The sequence below is a fragment of the Microcoleus sp. B6-A1 genome, from assembly GCF_036705085.1.
GTDB lineage: Bacteria > Cyanobacteriota > Cyanobacteriia > Cyanobacteriales > Microcoleaceae > Microcoleus.
Genome location: NZ_JAUBTU010000007.1, coordinates 5,471 through 25,373 on the forward strand (window position 1 = coordinate 5,471; position 19,903 = coordinate 25,373).

A 19,903-nucleotide genomic window follows, 5' to 3' on the forward strand; every position below is an offset into this window, starting at 1 on the left:
CGGATACACGGATGGTTTGACTCGTCTGAGGTTTAGCTAATTGGCTAATTTGGCTATTATCCTCCGTGTATCCGTGTCGTGCTGGTTGCTGCTTGTCCCCTCGCGGGGAAGAGGTGGAGCACAATTAGTGATTTTGACACACAGCACAACACTGATTTTGACACGGATACACGGATGGTTTGACTCGTCTGAGGTTTAGCTAATTGGCTAATTTGGCTATTATCCTCCGTGTATCCGTGTTTATCCGTGTCGTACTGGTTGCTGCTTGTCCCCTCGCGGGGAAGAGGACTTCAGTCCTCACTACGAACCGATCGCCATTAGACAATATAAGGAGAATCGATCGCCTTTGCCCGATTAGTGGCCACCAAAGTCTGGTAAATTAAAGCCGAAATCTCACCGCGGGTAATATCCCGCTGCGGCGAAAGCCAATCGCGGGAAGGATAATTAACCACAATCTTCAAAGCAGTTGCTGTGCCGATCGCACTTAAAGCATAATTAGGAATCTGAGAGCGATCGGTGTAAACTTTCAAAGAATCAGGATTGCCGCCCTTGAGTTCCAAACCGTTAACCAAAGACACGATCGCGTCAGCCTTAGTCAAATTCTGATTCGGGCCGAACTTCAACCCCGGAAACCCCGCCAAAAACCCCCCCCGATTTGCCCGTTCGATCGCACTTCTCGCCCAAAAACTAGCAGAAACATCAATAAAATTTGTAGCCGGCACCCTCGGAATCGGACTAAACGCACTCACCAACAGCGCCGCATATTGAGCACGGTTTAAACTGTCATCAGGCCTAAAAGAACCGTCAGGAAAACCGCTAATTATATTCGCCGCAGCCAAAGCTTCAATAAACTTCTGTGCCCAATGTCCAGAAATATCACTGAACACCGCACCCCCGATATTTGGATTGCCGCCGCCCTTTCTCACCGCAGCTTGCACAGCTTTAAAAGCATTCACTTTCCCGTAACCAAACCAATCGCTGCGGCCGTTGTTAGGATCGTAATTTCCCATGCGATTGCCCAACTGGGGATCGGGATCGGGATCGACAATTTTTTCAGCAGTTTGTTCGAGAATTCCCCGCACTTCCCGCGCCGTCAAACGGGGGTTAGCCGAAAGTATCAACCCTGCAACCCCAGCGACTACTGGAGTGGCGCTGGAAGTACCGCCAAAAGTGTCCGTATAGTCCCCCCAGTCGTAGCCCCGATCGCCCACTCGATCGGCAGTAAACACCCCCAAACCGGGCAAATACTGCGTCACCTCCGGCGGCGTGGCGATAAATCCGGTTTCTGGCAACCAAGTTCCCGGCGGCGCGTTGTTGCTGGGGGCGCAAACCGAGATGCTGGTGCCCCAATTGCTGTAGGCTGCTTTTTTGTTGAGGGAAGTGGAAGCGCTGACGGCAATTACGTCTGGGTGTACGGCAAATCCTGCCAGCCATCTAGTTTGACCGCCCAGGATGTTGTTGGGCCAGCCTTTCTCGTTAATTGTGCCGTTGACTGGGCGGTTGGCATTGCCCGCCGCGAACAGAATAACGCAGCCTCTGCCGCCCCGCCCTTGGGTTGCTGCTTTGGTGATAACGGCACTCTGCCGCAGGGAAAGCGGATAGTAAACTGCCGCAGGCCCCCAACTGCAAGAAATGACGGCGGCCCCTTTTGCGATCGCCCAATTAAATATTTTTTCGACAGAATCGTCATCGAGAAAACCACTGGTACGGATGGGCATCAGGGCGCAGCCGGGGGCGACGCCGACAATGCCTTTGCCGTTTTCTTCAGCAACGGCGACGCCGGCACAACTTGTGCCGTGGTTGTCTGAGTCGGCGACTGGCATCGGGGATGTGTCGCCCTCTTTGAAATCGATGGGTGAGACGATTTTGCCTTGGGCTTGAAAATCTGGGTGAGTGATGTCAACTGCATCGTCGGCGATCGCAATTACGATCGATCGAACTCCGCGAGTCAGGTTCCAAGCTGGTTCTGCATAAATTTGAGCACCGCCGACAAGTTCCTTGCCGCCTTTGTTGTTGAGATACCACTGTTTGGGATAAAGCGGATCGCGGGGCGTGTAATGCTGCTGCGTCTCTACTAAAATGTTGGGTTCTGCTACGAGAACTTCTGGATATCTTGTCAGGCGGTTGGCAATTTTGATCGGGTTTTCTGTTGCTTGTTTGGTGATTTCGCAGACGAAGGTGTTGGGAATTCCTTCTACTGGCCGGACTATTTTTAAAGCTGCTGCATTGACGATCGCAGTTCGCGATTGTTCGTCTACTTGTTCGCCAAATTGAATTGTAATTTGGTCGGTTAAATAAAAGAATGTACTGGGATTGTTCGCGGGGCAATAGACGTGGCTGGCAAAAGCTACAGCCTCGCTGGCGCGGGCTGTTTGCATTGCTGCTTCTAGGCTAGAGGGCGCCACGAGATATTCTTCGAGATTGCTTTGGCCGATGCGACGGGTGAATTTTGCCCCAGTTGTTGCAGCCCAATCGTTTGAGGCTGATGCTGTTGATGAGGGGCGGACTGTAAAGCGATCGTCCGCTTTTGACAGCAGCAATTCATCGCCGCCGCGTTGTAAAATCAGTGGGAGACTTTTATCGGGAACTCCGATACCTTGATAATTTTGTAAGGTATTTGCGGAAAGTTCGATCGGTTGTGTCATCAGAAATGCCTTTGTTAATTTTAATTCAGTCTTACTATATTCTTAAGAACAGGCAGGATGCCTGTTCCACAAAAACTGAATTTTCTTGTGGGCCGTTACTTTGAGCAACGCCCGTAAAAGGCTGATTAACAATGATGCAACAACTCCCATCAGATAAATAGGCTAGGATTAACGTTGAAAAATTCTCCCAGCGCCTTAGCTTGGGCTTTGCTAATCGCCCGTTTACCATTAACCACCTCAGAAACGACTCCTTTTGAACCAATCACCCCCACCAATTCCACTTGTTTGATCTCGCGATCTTCGATTAGGTGTAATAGAATATCTTGAGGAGTGGCTTGTGGAATTGGGTAATACTTCGATTCGTATTGTTCGATCAACAGTGCCCAGAGATCTAGTAAAGTTTCTTCTTCCACGGTCAATTCTTCCTGAGACATTAGGGCATTAAATTCTGCTTCGGCGACAGAATAGTCTTCTTCGTTCAGGATTGGTTTAGGCTGCGATTTCGCTAGCAGTTGACCGTAAGCTGTTTTCTCAATTGTGATATTCATGGTTGATTATATTTTTGAATGAGATATATGGCACAAACAAGAAGGAAGAAGGCAATCAACACAAGGGTTTCAGAAATTAATAATGTCCTAACTATCTTGGCAATTGCTATATCTATGAAGTTTCTGGCGTTGCTGATTCACGGTATGAATCCACTTTTCGCTTGATGTTACAAAACTCACCATACTTGGCTTCTAGAAATTCCGAAATCTTGAATTCATACCTGTATTCAGCAACGCCGTTTCTATAAGGTGGGTGTTTGTTTCTTGGTAGCATGGTTTTGACAATTGGCTTCGGGGATTTGTAGTTGTTTACTATCAGGGAATCAGTGCTGATTCCCTGATTTTTTTAGGTGTAGTTTAACCTATTTTTTCTACTTATTTTTGATTATTCCAGTTGATTTTGTCATATTCTGCATGGGTTAAAAATTTCTTAATATCTATAATTCCTTTTTTGTAGTTTATTGTTACAATTAAGCGATACTGATTGCCTTTAATATTAAATATGGTATATCCATAGACTTCATTGACGTGTCGGGAATATCCCTTTCGTAGTTCTTCTAGCGATGCGTAATCGTTGTCTTTCAGCATCTGGAACAAAACTGCTATCGGAGTTGTGGCATCGGCGTAGCGTTCGATCGCACTAAGAACCTTTTTTGTGAACACGATTTTCATAGCGTTACCGTTTCTGAAAGTATAGTTGTATGTTCTCATAATGAGAACCGAAGTGTCAAGTCCCTTCCTTGAGATACTCAGCTTCCTTGAGAGCCCCCAGCGGTTGAAACCGCGTCTACACAGACAAAACTCGCGCAGGCGGGTTGAATGAATTTCCTTTCTTCAGTCCGCGTAGGCGGACTTTGTTTGTGTAGCCCGGATTTCCAATCGCCCGGATTTCCAATCGCCTGGATTTCCAATCACTTTGACATTTCAACAAATTTGGTTTACACTTAGCCGGTTGCGATCGCCAATGGTAAGATCGGCTCAAGCTAAATATTTTTTTAAAGCGCACAGGCGCAAAGTAATTTCATGGTATACTCTGGAACTGTTTGTTGGCTTCGCTCCACTGCCCGGATTACGATCGGGGCGATCGCAGCTTTTACCCTGTTGCAACCGCTCCCAGTCCAAGCACAACAACCTTCTGGGCCAGAGAACCAACCGCAAATCGAGCCCGCCGACGACCCCACAGACCCCAACAATCTTCGCCCTCTGACGCAAGACAGCAGTCTGCTGAGCGTCCCAGGAGGCCAGCGTTTGATGACAGAAGCCAGCAGTGCTATTTCCTCTCAGAATTACGCACTGGCTACTCAAAAACTCCAAGAATCCCGCCAAATTTTCAATCAACTGTCCAACTTCTACCAACAACTGGGTAGCAGTTTTGCCGGAATTGACATCCGCTTGGCGGAAAGCCACCGCACCAAAGCTGTAGAAACGGCCCAAATGCGCGACGAAGCTACCTATCGGCTGGCGTTGGTACACCGGGCGCAAAATAAGCCCGAACTGGCTGTGCCCCTGCTAATTCAGATTATTCGATCGCAGCAGCCAACTCGCGACTTGGGCAAGAAAGCTTACCAGCAGTTACTGGAATTGGGTTTTGTGGATTCGCCCTTTCCCCGGCCTGCCAGCAGTCAACCGAGCTCATCGACAAAATAGTTCCACTAAAATCTAAATTACAGCCGTTTATCAGAGAAACCAATGGTTACACCGTCTCAAGTAGCAGAAATGATTAAGGCAGGGTTGCCCGACGCTAAAATACAAGTTGACGATTTGACCGGTGGCGGTGACCACTACCAGGCGAGAGTCGTCTCTGCAGCCTTTGAAGGAAAAAGCCGAGTACAGCAGCACCAACTGGTATACGGCGCTCTCAAACAGGCAATGGCTAGTGAAGCCATCCACGCTTTGGGCTTGGAAACCTTAACTCCTGCAGAATGGGAAGCGAAAAGTCAAGCTGCTTAATTGTTGAGCGGCAATTGGGTATCACAAGTTTGTGCTTGTGTCAATAGTTGCTTGAAATACAACTGCTGCACTTACCCACAAAAACCAAAGAAACCGGGTTTTTTAACCGGAATCTATGGCTGTAACGAAAGATTTTCCTAAAAAACCCGGTTTCTGCGTCAGTCAACGTTGAAAAATTTTCAAACAATATTAGGACCTACCATGAGTACAACAGCACATCAAAGAATTGACGAGTTGGTTAAGCAAAACAAAATCATGGTGTTTATGAAGGGCAATAAGTTAATGCCCCAGTGTGGTTTTTCTAATACTGTGGTGCAAATTCTCAATACTTTGGGAGTGCCTTACGAAACTGTTGATGTTTTGGCAGACCAGGAAATTCGTCAAGGCGTTAAAGAGTATTCCAACTGGCCGACAATTCCTCAAGTTTATATCAACGGCGAATTTGTTGGTGGCTCGGATATTATGATCGAGATGTATCAAAAGGGCGAATTGCAAGAAGTTGTAGAAGTGGCTTTGGCTTCTTAAATTAGACAGAAAAAACATTTCCCCGACTTCTTAAAGAAGTCGGGGAAATAACAGCAATCGCGTTTTACGTTGAATTAAGTTAACTTACTTAATTATTCGTTATAGCAATACTAAATTATTTGTGAATTTCTTACTCCCTCCCTTTGGTAAGGGGAGGGTTGGGGTGGGGTAAAAAATTTACGACTTCTTTAGGATTGCTATACCAGGCAAAGCCTAGGAACGCAATGCAGTCGGCTAGGCATCGAATTTTTAGGCTCCCAAAGCGAGGCCGAGCCTGTGGACATCGGTTCCGAGGCATAGCCAGGGAACCCGTTAAAATTGCCAATTCCCAATTGCCAATTCCCAATTGCCAATTCCCAATTCCCACTTCCCAAATCATCAAGGGTTTATCAAACCGAATTTGCTATTTAATAGTAGTCTGATTCAGCCTGTGTCTGTGTCTGTGGCATTGCAAAATTGGAGGGGTCGTGAATGTAACGCGCTGCTTCTTCCTCTAGTCTGTGAATCAGATAGGGCTCCAAACTGTTGGAATGCCGCAGGGCTGCTAAATAGCCGTCTAAGTAAAGCCGTAGGTCATCAAAGCGATAACCTCTATTCCACATTTCGACGAGGGCGTCGGTGAGTTTTTGGTAGTGCCGGATTGTTTGGGTGTCTTGTAGCATGGTATGAGCTTGAAATCCTTTGTGGTTTGTATAATGACGGCGGGATTTAGGAACGGCCTCGATTGATGCTGAGTGGCTCAGCTTGAGGCTATTTCTAAATAAAAGTTTTTACCCTGCTCAACAGGCTACCCTCCATAAAAAATTTCACTCGTTGCAATGCAGTTGCTCGACTTTGTGCGCGCACCTAGATAATTCGCTGTGCGTTTAATAAAGTCGGGATGTTGCTGAATTTGGCGGTTAAAGTGGCTGAGTGTTCCGGCTACCGAGCGAACGGTTGGAGGAATTCTAGTTTCACTTGCGCGATTTGTCAACCTCCTGGGAATGGGGGCTGGGTCAGGGGGATCGCTTTTGGCAGGCGGTTGGGGCATGGGATCGATCGGCTTTACACTGTCTTATTTTCATTGTAAGCTTACCGCCAGAATGATTTCACCTTTCTGCAGGCTGACCCTGCCAAATTGACCAAATCTTTAAAATTCCTACCCTGGGTTTGTCCGCTGCTTTAAATGGAGCTAATGCTTGAGTAGCGATGGTTACAAAAGCTTGACAAAAGCTCTGTTAACCTTGTAGCAATTAGTGATATGGGAAGCTCGCCTCTGTGGAATCTGCAAGTATTTCAATTGTTGAAGGGAATCCGCACCTGCGATCGCTCTTGGGCTGGCATCTACAGCAAGTCGGTCACTGGGTGCACCAGTCAGCGGATATCAGTCACGCTAGGGAAATATTTTTCAGCCGCCAGCCAACCCTAGTCATTCTGGATGCCCAATTGCCGGATGGGGACGGTTTGGAATTTTGCAACTGGCTGCAACAGCAACAGCAGTCGCTGATTTTGATGCTGTCGGCGCGGAATTCGGAATCGGATATTGTTGAAGGTTTGAAGGCGGGGGCAGACGATTACCTGACTAAACCCTTTGGGATGCAAGAGTTTATGGCCAGGGTGGAAGCTCTGATGCGCCGTAACCGCACGATGCTACCGCCGGCGACGCTGGAGTGCGGGCTGCTGAAAATTGATTTGGTGCAGCGCCGAGTCAGGTTGTACGACGAACATATTGAGCTGACTCCCCAGGAATTTAGCCTGCTGTACGTGCTAGCTCAAGCTGGAGGAGTGCCGCTGTCGCGCTCGGATTTGCTGCGTCGGGCCTGGCCTGATGCGATTGATAACCCCCGGACGATCGACACTCACGTACTCTCTCTGCGTAAAAAAATCGAAATCGACCCGCGACAGCCGAGCCTGATTCAAACTGTACGGAATGTCGGCTACCGACTAAATCTAGAGTTGTTGAATAATGCCAATCAACCGCATTCCCCAGTGCCTAGGGCGGTGCTTTCTTAAACTACGATCGGGCTATAAGTCGGATTTTATTTTGGGAATTGATTGGCGATCGCATCGGTTTTCGCAGCCATAATAAAGTCATTGCGGTGCAGTCCAGAAATCTCGTGAGTCCACCAAGTAACGGTAACTTTCCCCCACTCGGTTAACAGTGCGGGGTGATGTCCTTGAGTTTCTGCTGCTTCGCCGACGCTGTTTGTAAAGGCGATCGCACTTTTGAAATCCGGGAATTCGTAGGTGCGTTCTATTTGGGGAATGCCATTTTTTTCGATCAAATTCCAGTCGGGAATTTGAGGTTTGAGTTGGACAATTTCGTAAGCTGTGACGCGGGCAGAGTTTGGGTGGCAGGCGGCACAGGGCTCTTTGGCTAAAGGTTCCATAAATTGCTTGTTAGCGATCAGATGCTAAAACATATTATAGACATTTCTAATGTGGATTGTTTTGGATGGGCAACTGTCCTTTAGGATGGACATCTTGCAGCATTTTCAATAAGCTTTTTATGGGCGGGTAGGATCCCCAACCCCTACTCCCCACAAGAAATTCACTGGGAGCATCTCAATGAAAGCAGTTAAGCTAGAAATTGGAGTTAGGAGTCAGGAGTTAGGAGTCAGGAGAAAAGAGTCAGAAGGAAGAAGTCAGGAGCCAGAAGAAGTGTTTTTACAAATATGAAATGCTCCCAATTCACTCTTTCTGGAAGAGGCATCTTGCCTGTTACTGAGAATGGTGCAAGGTAGACATTGCGATCGGAACCGTTCAAAAAACAGATGAGCAATCATTTAAAATTTATGGGAATTATCCTTCACCGTGGAATCGGTTGACCGATAATATCAGGAACGGGCGGGTTGATTTGGCTATCTCGGTGATATTGTAAACGTTGGCGAACCCGCCCCTCCAAGTGCGCTCAACCGATAATTTTCTTAATCAACTCCAACTTACCCTTATAGGGAGCGTACCGCCATTTTAAGTCAAGTAAAAATGACTTTTGCAGCACGCTTTTGTAATGAGAAAAAGTATCAAAACTTGCTTTCGCGTGATAGCTACCGATGCCGCTTTCACCAACTCCGCCAAAAGGTAAATCTTTTACTCCCACTTGCATAACGGTGTCGTTGAGACAAACTCCCCCCGAAGAAGTTTCCCGCAAAACTCGCTCTTGTTTCTCTTTATTTTTGGAGAACAAATACAAAGCTAGGGGTTTGGGACGGGCGTTGATTTGGGCGATCGCCTCTCCGAAATCATCATACTCCAAAACTGGCAAAATCGGCCCAAAAATCTCATCTTGCATCACCGGCGAATCCCAGGAAACACGATCTAAAACCGTCGGTGCAATATATCTATCTTCCGGCTTAACTTCCCCACCGACGACAATTTCTCCATCTTTGATAAACGCACTCAAACGGTCTAATTGCCGCTGGTTGATAATCCGCGAATAGTCGGGACTTGTTTGCGGATCATCGCCGTAAAATTCGTGAATTGCTGTTTTAATTGCTGTCATCAAAGCAGGTTTAACTTTTTTATCAACTAACAGGTAATCGGGAGCGATGCAAGTTTGTCCGGCATTGAGAAATTTGCCCCAAGCAATGCGTTTTGCTGTGTATTCAACCTGAATATCTGAGTCTACAATGCAAGGACTTTTGCCACCTAATTCCAAGGTTACAGGTGTCAGGTGTTTGGCGGCGGCTTCCATGACTATTTTACCGATTTTAGTGCCGCCTGTAAAGAAGATGTGGTCAAATTTTTCGGCTAGCAATTGTTGGCTGATTTCGACTCCTCCTTCGACGGCGGCTATATAGGCGGGATCGAAGGTTTTAGATATCATGTCGGCGATAACTTCGGAGGTGTGTGAGGCGATTTCCGAGGGTTTGAGAAGTGCACAGTTGCCGGCGGCGATCGCCCCGACCAAGGGTGATATCATTAGCTGAAATGGGTAATTCCAAGGCCCGATGATTAATACTACGCCCAAAGGTTCAGGGTAAATGCGGGCTGATGCTGGGAATTGATCGATCGAAGCAGGCACTTTTCTCGGCTTTACCCATGATTTGAGGTTTTTGAGGGCATAATTAACTTCGGCAATCGATGCGATTTCAAGATAAGCCTCGAATTCCGGCCGACCGAGGTCTGCCTTGACAGCATCGACTATTCGTGATTGATTAAGTTCGATCGCACTTTTAAGTTTTTTCAGTTGTTCGAGCCGAAAATCCACATCTTTCGTTTTCCCAGTCGCAAAAAATTGCCGCTGCTGCTGGATAATATCGCTGACGCTGATTACCATATTTAGTCCTCCATGTCTATAAATAAATGTTACAACAGGAAAACGGAACTTGGGTAAAGTGCGATCGGTGTTAAAGCGCAGACCTCTTGAAAAAGTCTGCGATCGGGGCTTTATGCTATAACTTATAAGGTATTAATTGTAGATGCTTAATTTGAGTTAAGTCATGAAAATCTCTAAAAACGATTTTTTTTTCTATTCCTGCTGGCTGCTTTGCTTGCTTGCAGTAGCAGGATGTACCTCTAAGCCCCAAAAGCAAGTGGTCATCTGCTCGAAAGACTTTACCGAACAAGTCATCCTCGCAGAAATTTTAGCACGCCATATCGAAGCTAAAACAGATATCAAAGTAGAACGAGAACTGAATCTCGGAGGTTCGCTTTGCCATCAATCCCTAACAGCAGGTAAAATCGACTTGTACGTCGAATACACGGGGACTGCTTACGCCAACCTGCTCAAACAGAAATCGATTTCTGACCCCAAAAAAGTCCTCGATTACCTCAAACAAGAATATCCCAAACAGTTTAAAGCAGAATGGACGGAACCGCTGGGATTTAATAACAGTTTTGCGATTATTGTGCGGGGAGACGATGCCAAAAAACTCAATTTACAAACTCTATCGCAACTTGGGAAAGCTGCACCTAACCTCCGGGCTGGTTTCGGCCCAGAATTTAACGAGAGAGAAGATGGATTTCCCGGATTGGCTAAAACTTACGGGATTAAGTTTCGAGAACAACCGAAGGAATTGCTGTTAGGATTGCTTTATCAAGCGCTGCAACAAAAAGAAGTAGATGTGATTGCTGGTAATACGACGGACGGTTTGATTCAAAGTTTGGGTTTAGTAGTGCTCAAAGATGACAAGAACTATTTCCCGCCCTACGAAGCAGTTCCGGTTGTGCGATCGCAAATTTTGGAAAAATACCCGGAATTGCGTCAAGTGCTCGCAGAATTGGGCGGCAAAATCTCCGAGGAAGATATGCGACGACTGAATTATAAAGTTGATAAGAAACAGCAGGAAGCTGGAGAAGTAGCCCAGGAGTTTTTGCAGCAAAAGTTGGGCGTATCAAAGCCTGTCGCTCCGGCGAAATAAAGGGTTTCATTGTTCTGCCTGTTTGCGGAACCGTATTCTGGTTAGCTATACTATTAGTTAGACTCATATAAATGAAGGTATAAAGCTATGACAACTGTCAAAACTGCTATCTCATTGCCAGCATCTTTATTTGAACAAGCCGTAACAAAAGCTATGCGAAATTTGCATTTCGCATAGCTTTTTGATCGAAATAGCGCTTGAAGAATTTATCCGCCGCCGCGAAAATCAACAACTGTTAGAAAAAATTAATGCTGCTTCCGAAGCACCTCTCTCTGAAGAAGAACAAGTTTTGCTTTGCGCTTGATGAGTCGCTCTCATCGCAGGCTGGTGGAAGGCGAAGGGTAATCAATATTTTCCAAGCTGCAAAACAGGAGCTTTTATTGCTTCAATCTGGGACTCGGCAACTTCAACTGTAATCGCTTCAACATTGAAACCCTCTAAGCTATAACCATCTTCTTTACCTTCAGGCATCGGGTAATGTTCAACAATAGTTGCTATAGCACCTTTTTTTAGACCATACTTAGGGATGTCTTCTCGCAATGCTACCTGTGAAAATAGTTTAAATTTCATGGGGCTTAACCTCTTGTCAATCAGGAACTAATGTAACAAATCTGGTTTCGGATGGAGTCAATCGATTTTAGATTTTAGATTTTAGATTTTAGATTTTAGAATTGAAAAATTGACCCCACGGATGAATCCGGGGGGCAAGTGAATAATGAGGGGCGAGCTTTTTTCTCCCTCCACGGATGAATCCGGGGGCTTTGTACCTTGGAGGCTTTCGGTAACTATCCAAACGGTTTTAACTTGTAAAATCGTACCGTTTGGACCTGTTAAACTGCCTTTAATCATGTACTTTTGACCGTATCTGGTGTTTTCCATTTGCTCCGCTTCCAGAGGAAGTATCTGGCTTCTTAAATCTCGATCGAGCTGTTGCCAGTTTTCTATGCTGTAACCACCTCGATCGAGAAACTGAGATTTGTCGTCTTTAGGAAGCTGGATTAATAAATAGTTGGTCAGCTTTGCTGAAGGAATAACAGAGTTAAGGCTGAGTTTTGCCATAGGAAGAATTTCCTGTTAAGTCCCTTCACTCAGCCTCCGCAAATTCAAAATATCGCTCATCTTTTTAATTTGCATACAAGTGCGCTCGAACTGTTGTTTATCCTGGATATCCATGCACAAGTCAATTAATGCAGGCAATCCGGGATATGTTTTGACTTGAGCGCTGCGGACGTTTACTTGGTTGTCCTTCAAATGCGATAAAACATCATTGAGAACTCCCACTCGATCGAGGGCTTCAATTTGAATGTTAACCGGATAAGTGTTGGGTCGAGATTCATTGCGGTTGCTGGAATTCCAACTCACAGGAACCAAGCGATCCCCAGGCACGTTCTCAACATTTGAACATCCTTGTCGGTGAATCGAAATTCCGCGAGTGCGAGTCACAACTCCAATAATGGATTCTCCAGGAATCGGACAGCAACAGCCGGATAAATGGTAGAGCAATCCCTCTACACCTGCGATCGGCGATTTGCTAGGAGACGAACTTGGTACTGGTTTCGGTGCCGTCGATGCAGGTATTAGCTGGGGCAATTCCTGTCCTCCGGCGGGGGCAGCTTCAATTTTTTGCTGCACTTTTACTAAATCTCGCAGTCGATTTACTACGAGATTTAGGGTGACTTCGCCATAGCCCAAACCGGCGATTAAATCCTCGACGCTGTGGTAGTTGCAGCGCTGAGCCACAGACTGCATGGGTTCAGATTTCAGCAAAGATTCTAAGCCGTTTTTACCTAATTCTTTTTCCAGCAATTCGCGCCCGCGAGCGAGATTTTCATCTCTGTGCGATCGCTTCAACCACTGCCGAATTCTGTTTTTTGCTCCGTTTGTCTTGACAAAATTCAGCCAGTCGGAACTCGGATGACCATTCTTTTGGGTCAATATTTCTACAATATCGCCGTTCTTTAAAACCTTATCTAATGTCACCATTCGCCCGTTGACTCTCGCACCGGTGCAGTGATTGCCAATTTCTGTGTGAATACGGTAAGCAAAATCTACGGGAGTTGATCCGCTATTGAGAGCAATCACGTCTCCGTTAGGAGTAAAAACGTAAATATCTTCGTCGAATAAGTTGTCCTTAATGCTTTGTAAATATTCGCGATCGTCTTTGAGGTCGCTTTGCCATTCAAGGAGTTGTCGCAGCCAAGTAAATTTTTCGTCATCGCCGGTGACTTTTGTGTTAGAACCGCCGGTTTCTTTGTATTTCCAGTGCGCGGCAATGCCGTATTCTGCAATGTGGTGCATTGCTACGGTGCGAATTTGCACTTCGATGGGGCGGCCGCTGGTTCCGATTACTCCCGTGTGCAAAGATTGGTAGCGGTTGGCTTTTGGTAAACCGATATAATCTTTAAAGCGGCCGGGAATAGGGCGGAAAGAATCGTGGACGATCGCCAAAGCCCGATAACAGTCATCATTGGTTTCTACTATGATCCGCACCGCCGCAATATCGTACACTTGCTTAAACCCTTTTTGGCGGCGCTGCATCTTCCCGTAAATCCCGTACAAATGTTTGGGACGGCCGCTAACTTCATAGCATTTAATGCCTAAATTGTCAAGCCTTTCTCGCAAACTATCTGTGACTTCTGCGAGTTGAGTTTCTCGATCGGCCCGCTTCTCTGCCACCAATTCCTGAATTTCGCGGTAAGCTTCCGGTTCCAGGTATTTAAAGGCTAAATCTTCCAATTCCCACTTAAAGCGGCCAATACCCAAACGGTTTGCTAGGGGAGCAAAAATATCTCGGGTTTCTAGGGCAATACTGCGCTGCTTTTCTTCGGACAAATGCTCCAAAGTCCTCATGTTGTGCAGGCGATCTGCGAGTTTGACCACAATAACGCGAATATCTTTAGCCATTGCTAGGAACATTCGGCGGAAATTTTCCGCAAGGCGCTCTGTTTTGCTGGAAAAATTAAACTTAGAAAGCTTGGTGACACCTTCAACCAACTGTCGGACTTCGGCGCCGAACCGCTGTTCTATTTCTTCGAGAGTAATATCTGTATCTTCAACAATGTCGTGGAGGAAGCCCGCGGCAATCATGACGTTGTTGCCGCCCATATACCGGAGTATTCCAGCGACAGCTACCGGATGGCAAATGTAAGGTTCTCCCGATTTGCGGTATTGTCCTTCGTGCAAGTCGCGGGCAAATTCAAAGGCCCGACAAATTAAGCTGTCGTCAGTCGAACAATTCGGGTTAGCGCCCCCATCAGGCTGCGATCGAGCATTCAGGCATTCTTGCAGCCAATCGGGAACTACAGCAGGATCGATCGAAGGAGAGGGAGTCAGAGTGTTCGCGTTCATGGGGTACACCTTTAAAACTTAGAAATACAAATGGTTAAAAGCCAGTTTTTGGTTGAATTGCCGAAATTATGTGTTTAGCTATACTAAACTACTTGAATGCCACAATTGGCAATTCAAAAAAATAGTCGATTTTTCTGTTAACTATACCTATCGAATTCCCAGTCGCCCCCCCTCGGAGGTAGGAAAATATAGTGACACCACTGCCACCGCCGCAGTCTGTCGATCGGGGAAAATCGGGTAAAATAAGCATATTTTGGCGGTAGCCGTTGAGGTTGCGGGCGATCGGCATTTACCGGCAACGCTAAACTAAAAGCAGCAGCCAGAAGGGTAGAGTTAGGGCAGAAAATCAAAAAAAGTTCTCACAAAACAGGGAATAGCTCCAAAAACGCACAGCTTCCCTCCATATGAGCAAACTTAAGTAAGTATCTACTTTGATTATAAATACAAATTTGTTTACAAAATCATGATATTGTCCGAAGACCGCCGCCAGCGCTACCAAGAATTACAGCAAGCGCTAGAACAACTACAAAGAACTGCTGCACAGGAGAATCTGGATCGGGCCTCGCTGGCGATCGAATACACAAAAGTGCAACAATTTTTCGGAAACCAAATTATGAGAGCCGAAAGCGATGAGTTAGACGCCTCAGAAACACCCCCAGAGCAGTCCTATTTGACGGAAATTCACAAGCAACTGCGGTTATTGGGGACAGATGTCACGTTTTTGCAAGCGTCGCGCCAGCCAGCGACAGCAAAGGCGAGGCAAACTGCGGCGATCGCGCGGCTTAACACGCTAATTGGCTACTGTGGCGCGCTGCTGCAAAAAAATTCTGGTTCTTCAGGGCCCGCCCAGATACAGAATTAATAATTGAATTAACAGGGAATTAATAAGGCAAGGAGAAATAAAGCGGTGGAATGTCCAAAATGTAAACATCCGAATTTAGAAGGCGGTACCTTAGCCGGCCGTATGTCCGTGCAGTGGTGTCCCAACTGTTACGGTATCTGGATTCCAGGCAGAGAATACGAAGCTTGGCAAAAAGAGCAAAGCCAGTGGTACAACAAATCCGAGAAGCCTGATGCGACAGCGACTCTCGGCATAGAATTCACCCCGTCTGTCTACGACAGCAAAGCAGCGCTGTGTCCCGAAGACGGTCACTATCTGTCGCGGGCGAAAGTTCCTTTCAGCAGAGTGCCCTTTTACATAGAGCGCTGTATGTTGTGCGGGGGCATTTGGTGCGATAACGGCGAGTGGGACATTCTCGAAAGTCTGGGATTCCACACCGAGATTGACAAGATGTTTTCTCCGAATTGGCAAGCTAAGGCCCGCGTGCAAGAACTCGCCTCTCGCGAACGTCAAGTGCTGACTGAGAAGCTGGGGCCGGATATCGCCGGATATGTGTTGGAACTCGCGGAAGTTTTAGCAGACCATCCTCACGCAGATTGTGCGGCTACCTACATACTGCGGAGAGCTGAGTTGAAGCGAAAGGAAATTTAGTCAGTTGATGGTTGTCAGTTGTTAGTTGTCAGTTGTCAGTTGTCAGTTATCAGTTGCTCGGTGAATGATGTACTAATAAAAGCTTTGTTTGTAGCTATTTTTATTTGTATTTACAAACAGCAGAGCAGTCTCTTGCCCATAACTAATAACTCTCAAACACTAAGAAGTAACAACTAACAGCCAGTATATTGACCATTAAATAACAAATAACAACTGACCACTGACCACTGACTACTGACAATCAAGCATCCAGGATACAAGCCCCCGAATTTATCTCGCGCAAGTTAATGCTTTAATTCTTTAATCTAAAATCCAAAATCTAAAATCTAAAATCGATTGACTAAGGACTAATGACTAATGACTAATGACTCTTCTCTATTTTCCGTTGACAATCTGCGAGTAGCTTATCCTCAGCGGCGGGGCCAATCCGGTTGGGCCGTGGACGGGGTTTCCCTGACGCTGAAACCGGGGGAAAAGCTCGGATTAGTTGGGGAGTCTGGGTGCGGTAAGTCAACTTTGGGAAGGGCGGCGATGCGGTTGCTGCCGGATTCAACGCTGATTGAGGGGCGAGTTAGTTTTGCTGGAGAGTCGGTGTTTGATATGAATGCTTCGCGGCTGAGACGGTTTCGGGGCGAAGCTGTAGCATTGATTTTTCAAGATCCGATGACTCGTCTCGATCCTTTGATGACTGTAGGAGAACATTGCATCGAGACTTTGCAAGCTCACAGACCGAATTTGGATCGCAAGCAAGCTAAGAAACGGGCGATCGAAACTCTGGAAGCTGTGAAAATCCCCGCGTCTCGCTGGTCGCAATTTCCCCACGAATTTAGCGGCGGAATGCGGCAAAGAGTAGCAATTGCTTTGGCTCTTTTGCTCGATCCCAAATTAATTGTGGCGGACGAACCGACTACAAGTTTGGACGTAACTGTAGCTGCTCAGATTTTGCAGGAATTAACCAGACTTTGTGAGGAACGGGGAACGGCGATTTTGTTGATTTCTCACGATTTGGCGATGGTGGCTGAGTATTGCGATCGCATTGCGGTGATGTACGGCGGTAAAGTCGTAGAAACAGGGCCGGTGCAAAACGTTTTTGAGAAGCCGCAGCACGAATATACTCGATCGCTCCTCAAAGCAGCTTTGCACATTCAAGCCGATTCTGACAAAGGGTTAGCATTCGAGGAAATCAGGACTGAAGCGGTTACTGCAAACTCAACAAATTCGCCTCTTTTGACTGTAACCAATTTGCAGCAACACTACAGTTTAGAAAGCAATTTATTAGATCAGTTGTTTTCCAGGAATCGCCAGGTAATTAAAGCAGTAGACGGCGTTAGTTTAGAGCTACAACGGGGAGAAACCCTAGGGCTGGTGGGGGAGTCCGGCTGCGGCAAAAGTACCTTGTCACGCACGATTTTGCAGCTAATTACCGCGACTGGTGGCAAAGTGGAATTTCAAGGAATAGATATAACTGCCCTGAACCGCGATGCTGTGAGGAAGCACCGCCGCGAAATGCAAATGATCTTTCAAGACCCCCACGCTTGCCTGAATCCGATGATGACTGTCGGGCAAAGTATTGCTGACCCTTTGTTTATTCACAAATTAGCTAATGGCAGCGAAGCGAAAAAACAAGTAATCCAAATGTTAGAGCGGGTGGGTTTAAGCCCAGGGGAGGATTTCTTTCGTCGCTATCCGGGGGAATTGTCAGGAGGACAACAGCAGCGAGTTTCTATCGCCCGCGCTTTGATTACTCGGCCGCAACTGATAATTTGCGACGAACCTGTGAGTATGCTGGATGCCAGCGTGCAGACTCAAGTTTTAGAGCTGATGTTGGAGTTGAAGCAGGAATTTAATTTGACTTATCTGTTTATTACGCACGATTTGTGGGTGGCGAGATTTTTTTGCGATCGTATTGCGGTAATGAATGCTGGCAAAATTGTTGAAATCGGTAAGACTAGGGATATTTTTACTAATCCGCAGCACCCTTATACTCAGCAATTATTGCAGGCAGCTCCTTTACTGGCTCGAACTAATTGATTTGGGATTTGGGATTTGGGATTTGGGATTTGGGATTTCGGAAATTTCCGGTTAAATTGGTTAAAGTTAAGGGATACTTTTCAAATCCTTCCACCGACACCAAGCACGATATGGCAGAATCTGACCTAGGCAGTTTTGCGGTGGCACCCGAAGCCTCATTCGCGATCGCACAAGATGAAGACACTGAGATCGATCGTCCGACGGTAACTCGATCGTCAGCATACAACAACTGGTCTGCCGACGATCCAGTGGGAGCTTTGTTCAAGGAAATGGCTCGCTATCCTCTACTGACTGCCACCGAAGAGGTGGAGTTGGCGCGCCGCGTTCAAGAATTGGTAGCCCTGGATGAACTAGAACAGCGTTTGCAGCAGGAATTAGACAGAGTGCCGACAAAAGCTGAACTCGCAGCGGCTTTGGGGATAAGCGAAACTCAACTGCAACAGCTTCGCCACCAGTGTCAGTCGGCGAAACGGAAAATGATCAGCTCGAATTTGCGCTTGGTGGTTTCGATTGCCAAACGCTATCTTAATCGGGGCGTGCCTTTTCTCGATTTAATTCAGGAAGGAGCTTTGGGTTTGAATCGGGCAGCCGAAAAGTTTGATCCGGAGAAGGGTTACAAGTTTTCTACTTATGCCTATTGGTGGATTCGCCAAGGAATTACCCGGACAATTGCCAATCAAGGGCGGACGATTCGCTTGCCGGTTCACATTGTCGAACAGTTAAATAAACTCAAAAAAGTTTATCGGGATTTGAGGCGTTCTCTTCAACGCAATCCCAGTGAAACTGAACTCGCTAGAGAAATGCAAGTAACTTGCGAACAGCTTCGCTACCTCCAGCAAGTACGCCGGCAATCTTTGTCTCTCAACCACCGCATCGGCTCCGAAGAAAGTTCGGAACTTTTGGATGTTCTCGAAGATAACGCGACGCAATCTCCCGAAGCTCAGATGAATGAGATGATGATGCGCCAAGATATTTTGGAGGTGTTGGACAGTATTTTGACTGAGCGGGAAAAAGAGATTGTTGCTATGCGTTACGGTTTGCTGACCGGCGAACCTTACACTTTAGAAGAGGTCAGCAGTTTGTTCAATTTGTCCCGCGAACGAGTCCGTCAAATTCAAAATAAGGCAATGCGAAAGCTGCGCCGCCCTCAAGTGACGGAACGATTGAAGGGCTGGTTGAAATAAGCTAAAAAACATTGAGTTTGCATTGTGAAAAATCTTAAAATTATTGTGGGGGAAACTCCGACCCCGCCGTATATAGCAATCCTTGCAGGAGTTGTAAACTTTTTACCCCACCCCAACCCTCCCCTTATCAAGGGGAGGGAGTAAGAAATTCACAAAGGATTTAGGATTGCTATATATGCTGATTCAATGGGGGAAAACTTAATTAAAAATTACAAATTAAAAAGGTCTTGATGTGGTATTTTTAATTGTTAATTGTCGCGTACTACTTACTTATTTATGTCTTCTGAGGTAATTTTGCGTCCAGCTACCCGCGCCGACGTGCCGGTGCTGTTTGATTTGATTAAAGCTTTAGCTGAGTACGAAAAATTATCTCATGCCGTTACTGGCAATGCGGTTGATTTGGAGCATCATTTGTTTGGCGATCGACCTTTTGCTGAAGCGATTTTAGCCGAGTGTGAAGGTCAAGTTGTGGGCTGGGCGCTGTTTTTTTACAATTATTCTACTTTTTTAACTCAGCCGGGAATTTATTTGGAAGATTTGTTTGTGCTGCCTGAGTTTCGAGGGCGGGGAATTGGCAAGTCTTTGATAGTTTATTTAGCGCAGTTGACAGTAGAAAGGGGCTGCGGGCGTTTGGAATGGAGCGTTTTGGATTGGAATGAATTGGCGATCGGATTTTACAAGGGTATCGGTGCTGATGTGATGCCCGACTGGCGGATTTGCCGGGTTGCGGGCGAGTCTTTGGCAAATTTGGCATCGAAGTAATTCAGGCGTGTGGAACAGGCATCTTGCCTGTGTGTGGAACAGGCATCTTGCCTGTGTGTGGCACAGGCATCTTGCC

The 19,903-nt window shown here is 46.5% G+C and carries 21 protein-coding genes; 11 read left to right on the forward strand and 10 right to left on the reverse strand.

Annotation, left to right across the window (positions count from 1 at the left end; all coding sequences use genetic code 11):
• Nucleotides 1-317: 317 nt before the first annotated feature.
• From QUB11_RS03880 to QUB11_RS03890, 3 genes are all read right to left on the reverse strand, one after another.
• On the reverse strand, nt 318-2,645 hold the full coding sequence (locus QUB11_RS03880) for a S8 family serine peptidase (protein ID WP_333389857.1): 2,328 nt from the start codon (nt 2,643-2,645) through the stop codon (nt 318-320).
• A gap of 149 nt (nt 2,646-2,794) precedes the next feature.
• A complete protein-coding gene (locus tag QUB11_RS03885) occupies nt 2,795-3,193 on the reverse strand; it encodes a transcriptional regulator (protein ID WP_333389858.1) in 399 nt (132 codons plus the stop codon).
• A gap of 375 nt (nt 3,194-3,568) precedes the next feature.
• Nucleotides 3,569-3,865: a type II toxin-antitoxin system HigB family toxin gene (locus tag QUB11_RS03890; protein WP_333389859.1), complete on the reverse strand. Its 297-nt coding sequence runs from the start codon at nt 3,863-3,865 to the stop codon at nt 3,569-3,571.
• A 351-nt stretch (nt 3,866-4,216) separates the two neighbouring features.
• Here QUB11_RS03890 and QUB11_RS03895 point away from each other — a divergent pair, with 351 nt between their 5' ends.
• The 3 genes from QUB11_RS03895 (at nt 4,217) to grxD (ending at nt 5,668) form a co-directional block, all read left to right on the forward strand.
• Entirely contained in the window at nt 4,217-4,840 is a 624-nt protein-coding gene (locus tag QUB11_RS03895; protein ID WP_333389860.1) for a hypothetical protein, read from the forward strand.
• Nucleotides 4,841-4,882: 42 nt separating this feature from the next.
• Nucleotides 4,883-5,143 (forward strand): BolA family transcriptional regulator, encoded by a 261-nt coding sequence (locus tag QUB11_RS03900; protein WP_333052524.1) that lies wholly within the window; start codon nt 4,883-4,885, stop codon nt 5,141-5,143.
• Nucleotides 5,144-5,344: 201 nt separating this feature from the next.
• The gene (grxD, locus tag QUB11_RS03905; RefSeq protein WP_333201083.1) at nt 5,345-5,668 is read left to right on the forward strand and encodes a Grx4 family monothiol glutaredoxin; all 324 of its coding nucleotides are present in this window, start codon (nt 5,345-5,347) and stop codon (nt 5,666-5,668) included.
• Between the two features lie 407 nt (nt 5,669-6,075).
• On the opposite strand, the gene QUB11_RS03910 is transcribed toward grxD, so the two are convergent.
• A complete protein-coding gene (locus tag QUB11_RS03910; protein ID WP_333101986.1) occupies nt 6,076-6,330 on the reverse strand; it encodes a DUF6761 family protein in 255 nt (84 codons plus the stop codon).
• 595 nt (nt 6,331-6,925) lie between these two features.
• Between QUB11_RS03910 and QUB11_RS03915 the strand changes: the two genes are divergently transcribed.
• A complete protein-coding gene (locus tag QUB11_RS03915; RefSeq protein WP_333201081.1) occupies nt 6,926-7,660 on the forward strand; it encodes a response regulator transcription factor in 735 nt (244 codons plus the stop codon).
• A 26-nt stretch (nt 7,661-7,686) separates the two neighbouring features.
• Here QUB11_RS03915 and QUB11_RS03920 read toward each other — a convergent pair whose 3' ends face one another.
• Nucleotides 7,687-8,037: a 4a-hydroxytetrahydrobiopterin dehydratase gene (locus QUB11_RS03920; protein ID WP_333201079.1), complete on the reverse strand. Its 351-nt coding sequence runs from the start codon at nt 8,035-8,037 to the stop codon at nt 7,687-7,689.
• A gap of 521 nt (nt 8,038-8,558) precedes the next feature.
• Entirely contained in the window at nt 8,559-9,926 is a 1,368-nt protein-coding gene (locus QUB11_RS03925; protein WP_333389861.1) for an aldehyde dehydrogenase, read from the reverse strand.
• A 163-nt stretch (nt 9,927-10,089) separates the two neighbouring features.
• Between QUB11_RS03925 and QUB11_RS03930 the strand changes: the two genes are divergently transcribed.
• Both QUB11_RS03930 and QUB11_RS03935 read left to right on the forward strand, forming a co-directional pair.
• Nucleotides 10,090-11,010, forward strand: coding sequence for a glycine betaine ABC transporter substrate-binding protein (locus QUB11_RS03930; RefSeq protein WP_333389862.1), 921 nt, complete (start codon nt 10,090-10,092; stop codon nt 11,008-11,010).
• 181 nt (nt 11,011-11,191) lie between these two features.
• Nucleotides 11,192-11,314: a hypothetical protein gene (locus tag QUB11_RS03935; RefSeq protein WP_333389863.1), complete on the forward strand. Its 123-nt coding sequence runs from the start codon at nt 11,192-11,194 to the stop codon at nt 11,312-11,314.
• Between the two features lie 41 nt (nt 11,315-11,355).
• On the opposite strand, the gene QUB11_RS03940 is transcribed toward QUB11_RS03935, so the two are convergent.
• From QUB11_RS03940 to QUB11_RS03955, 4 genes are all read right to left on the reverse strand, one after another.
• Nucleotides 11,356-11,580, reverse strand: a complete 225-nt coding sequence (locus tag QUB11_RS03940; RefSeq protein WP_333101992.1) for a DUF4926 domain-containing protein — start codon at nt 11,578-11,580, stop codon at nt 11,356-11,358.
• A gap of 81 nt (nt 11,581-11,661) precedes the next feature.
• Complete coding sequence (locus QUB11_RS03945) at nt 11,662-12,069, reverse strand: DUF6883 domain-containing protein (RefSeq protein ID WP_333389864.1); 408 nt, start codon at nt 12,067-12,069, stop codon at nt 11,662-11,664.
• Between the two features lie 15 nt (nt 12,070-12,084).
• Entirely contained in the window at nt 12,085-14,358 is a 2,274-nt protein-coding gene (locus QUB11_RS03950; protein ID WP_333389865.1) for a bifunctional (p)ppGpp synthetase/guanosine-3',5'-bis(diphosphate) 3'-pyrophosphohydrolase, read from the reverse strand.
• An 88-nt stretch (nt 14,359-14,446) separates the two neighbouring features.
• The gene (locus QUB11_RS03955; RefSeq protein ID WP_333389866.1) at nt 14,447-14,647 is read right to left on the reverse strand and encodes a hypothetical protein; all 201 of its coding nucleotides are present in this window, start codon (nt 14,645-14,647) and stop codon (nt 14,447-14,449) included.
• Nucleotides 14,648-14,821: 174 nt separating this feature from the next.
• On the opposite strand from QUB11_RS03955, the gene patD reads away from it, so the two are divergent.
• From patD to QUB11_RS03980, 5 genes are all read left to right on the forward strand, one after another.
• Nucleotides 14,822-15,220, forward strand: a complete 399-nt coding sequence (gene patD / locus QUB11_RS03960) for a heterocyst frequency control protein PatD (protein ID WP_333389867.1) — start codon at nt 14,822-14,824, stop codon at nt 15,218-15,220.
• A gap of 45 nt (nt 15,221-15,265) precedes the next feature.
• Nucleotides 15,266-15,850: a zf-TFIIB domain-containing protein gene (locus QUB11_RS03965; RefSeq protein ID WP_333156811.1), complete on the forward strand. Its 585-nt coding sequence runs from the start codon at nt 15,266-15,268 to the stop codon at nt 15,848-15,850.
• Between the two features lie 357 nt (nt 15,851-16,207).
• Nucleotides 16,208-17,881, forward strand: coding sequence for an ABC transporter ATP-binding protein (locus QUB11_RS03970; RefSeq protein WP_333201067.1), 1,674 nt, complete (start codon nt 16,208-16,210; stop codon nt 17,879-17,881).
• Between the two features lie 110 nt (nt 17,882-17,991).
• Nucleotides 17,992-19,065, forward strand: a complete 1,074-nt coding sequence (locus QUB11_RS03975) for an RNA polymerase sigma factor, RpoD/SigA family (protein ID WP_333389868.1) — start codon at nt 17,992-17,994, stop codon at nt 19,063-19,065.
• A 276-nt stretch (nt 19,066-19,341) separates the two neighbouring features.
• The gene (locus tag QUB11_RS03980) at nt 19,342-19,827 is read left to right on the forward strand and encodes a GNAT family N-acetyltransferase (RefSeq protein ID WP_333156807.1); all 486 of its coding nucleotides are present in this window, start codon (nt 19,342-19,344) and stop codon (nt 19,825-19,827) included.
• Nucleotides 19,828-19,903 lie beyond the last annotated feature (76 nt).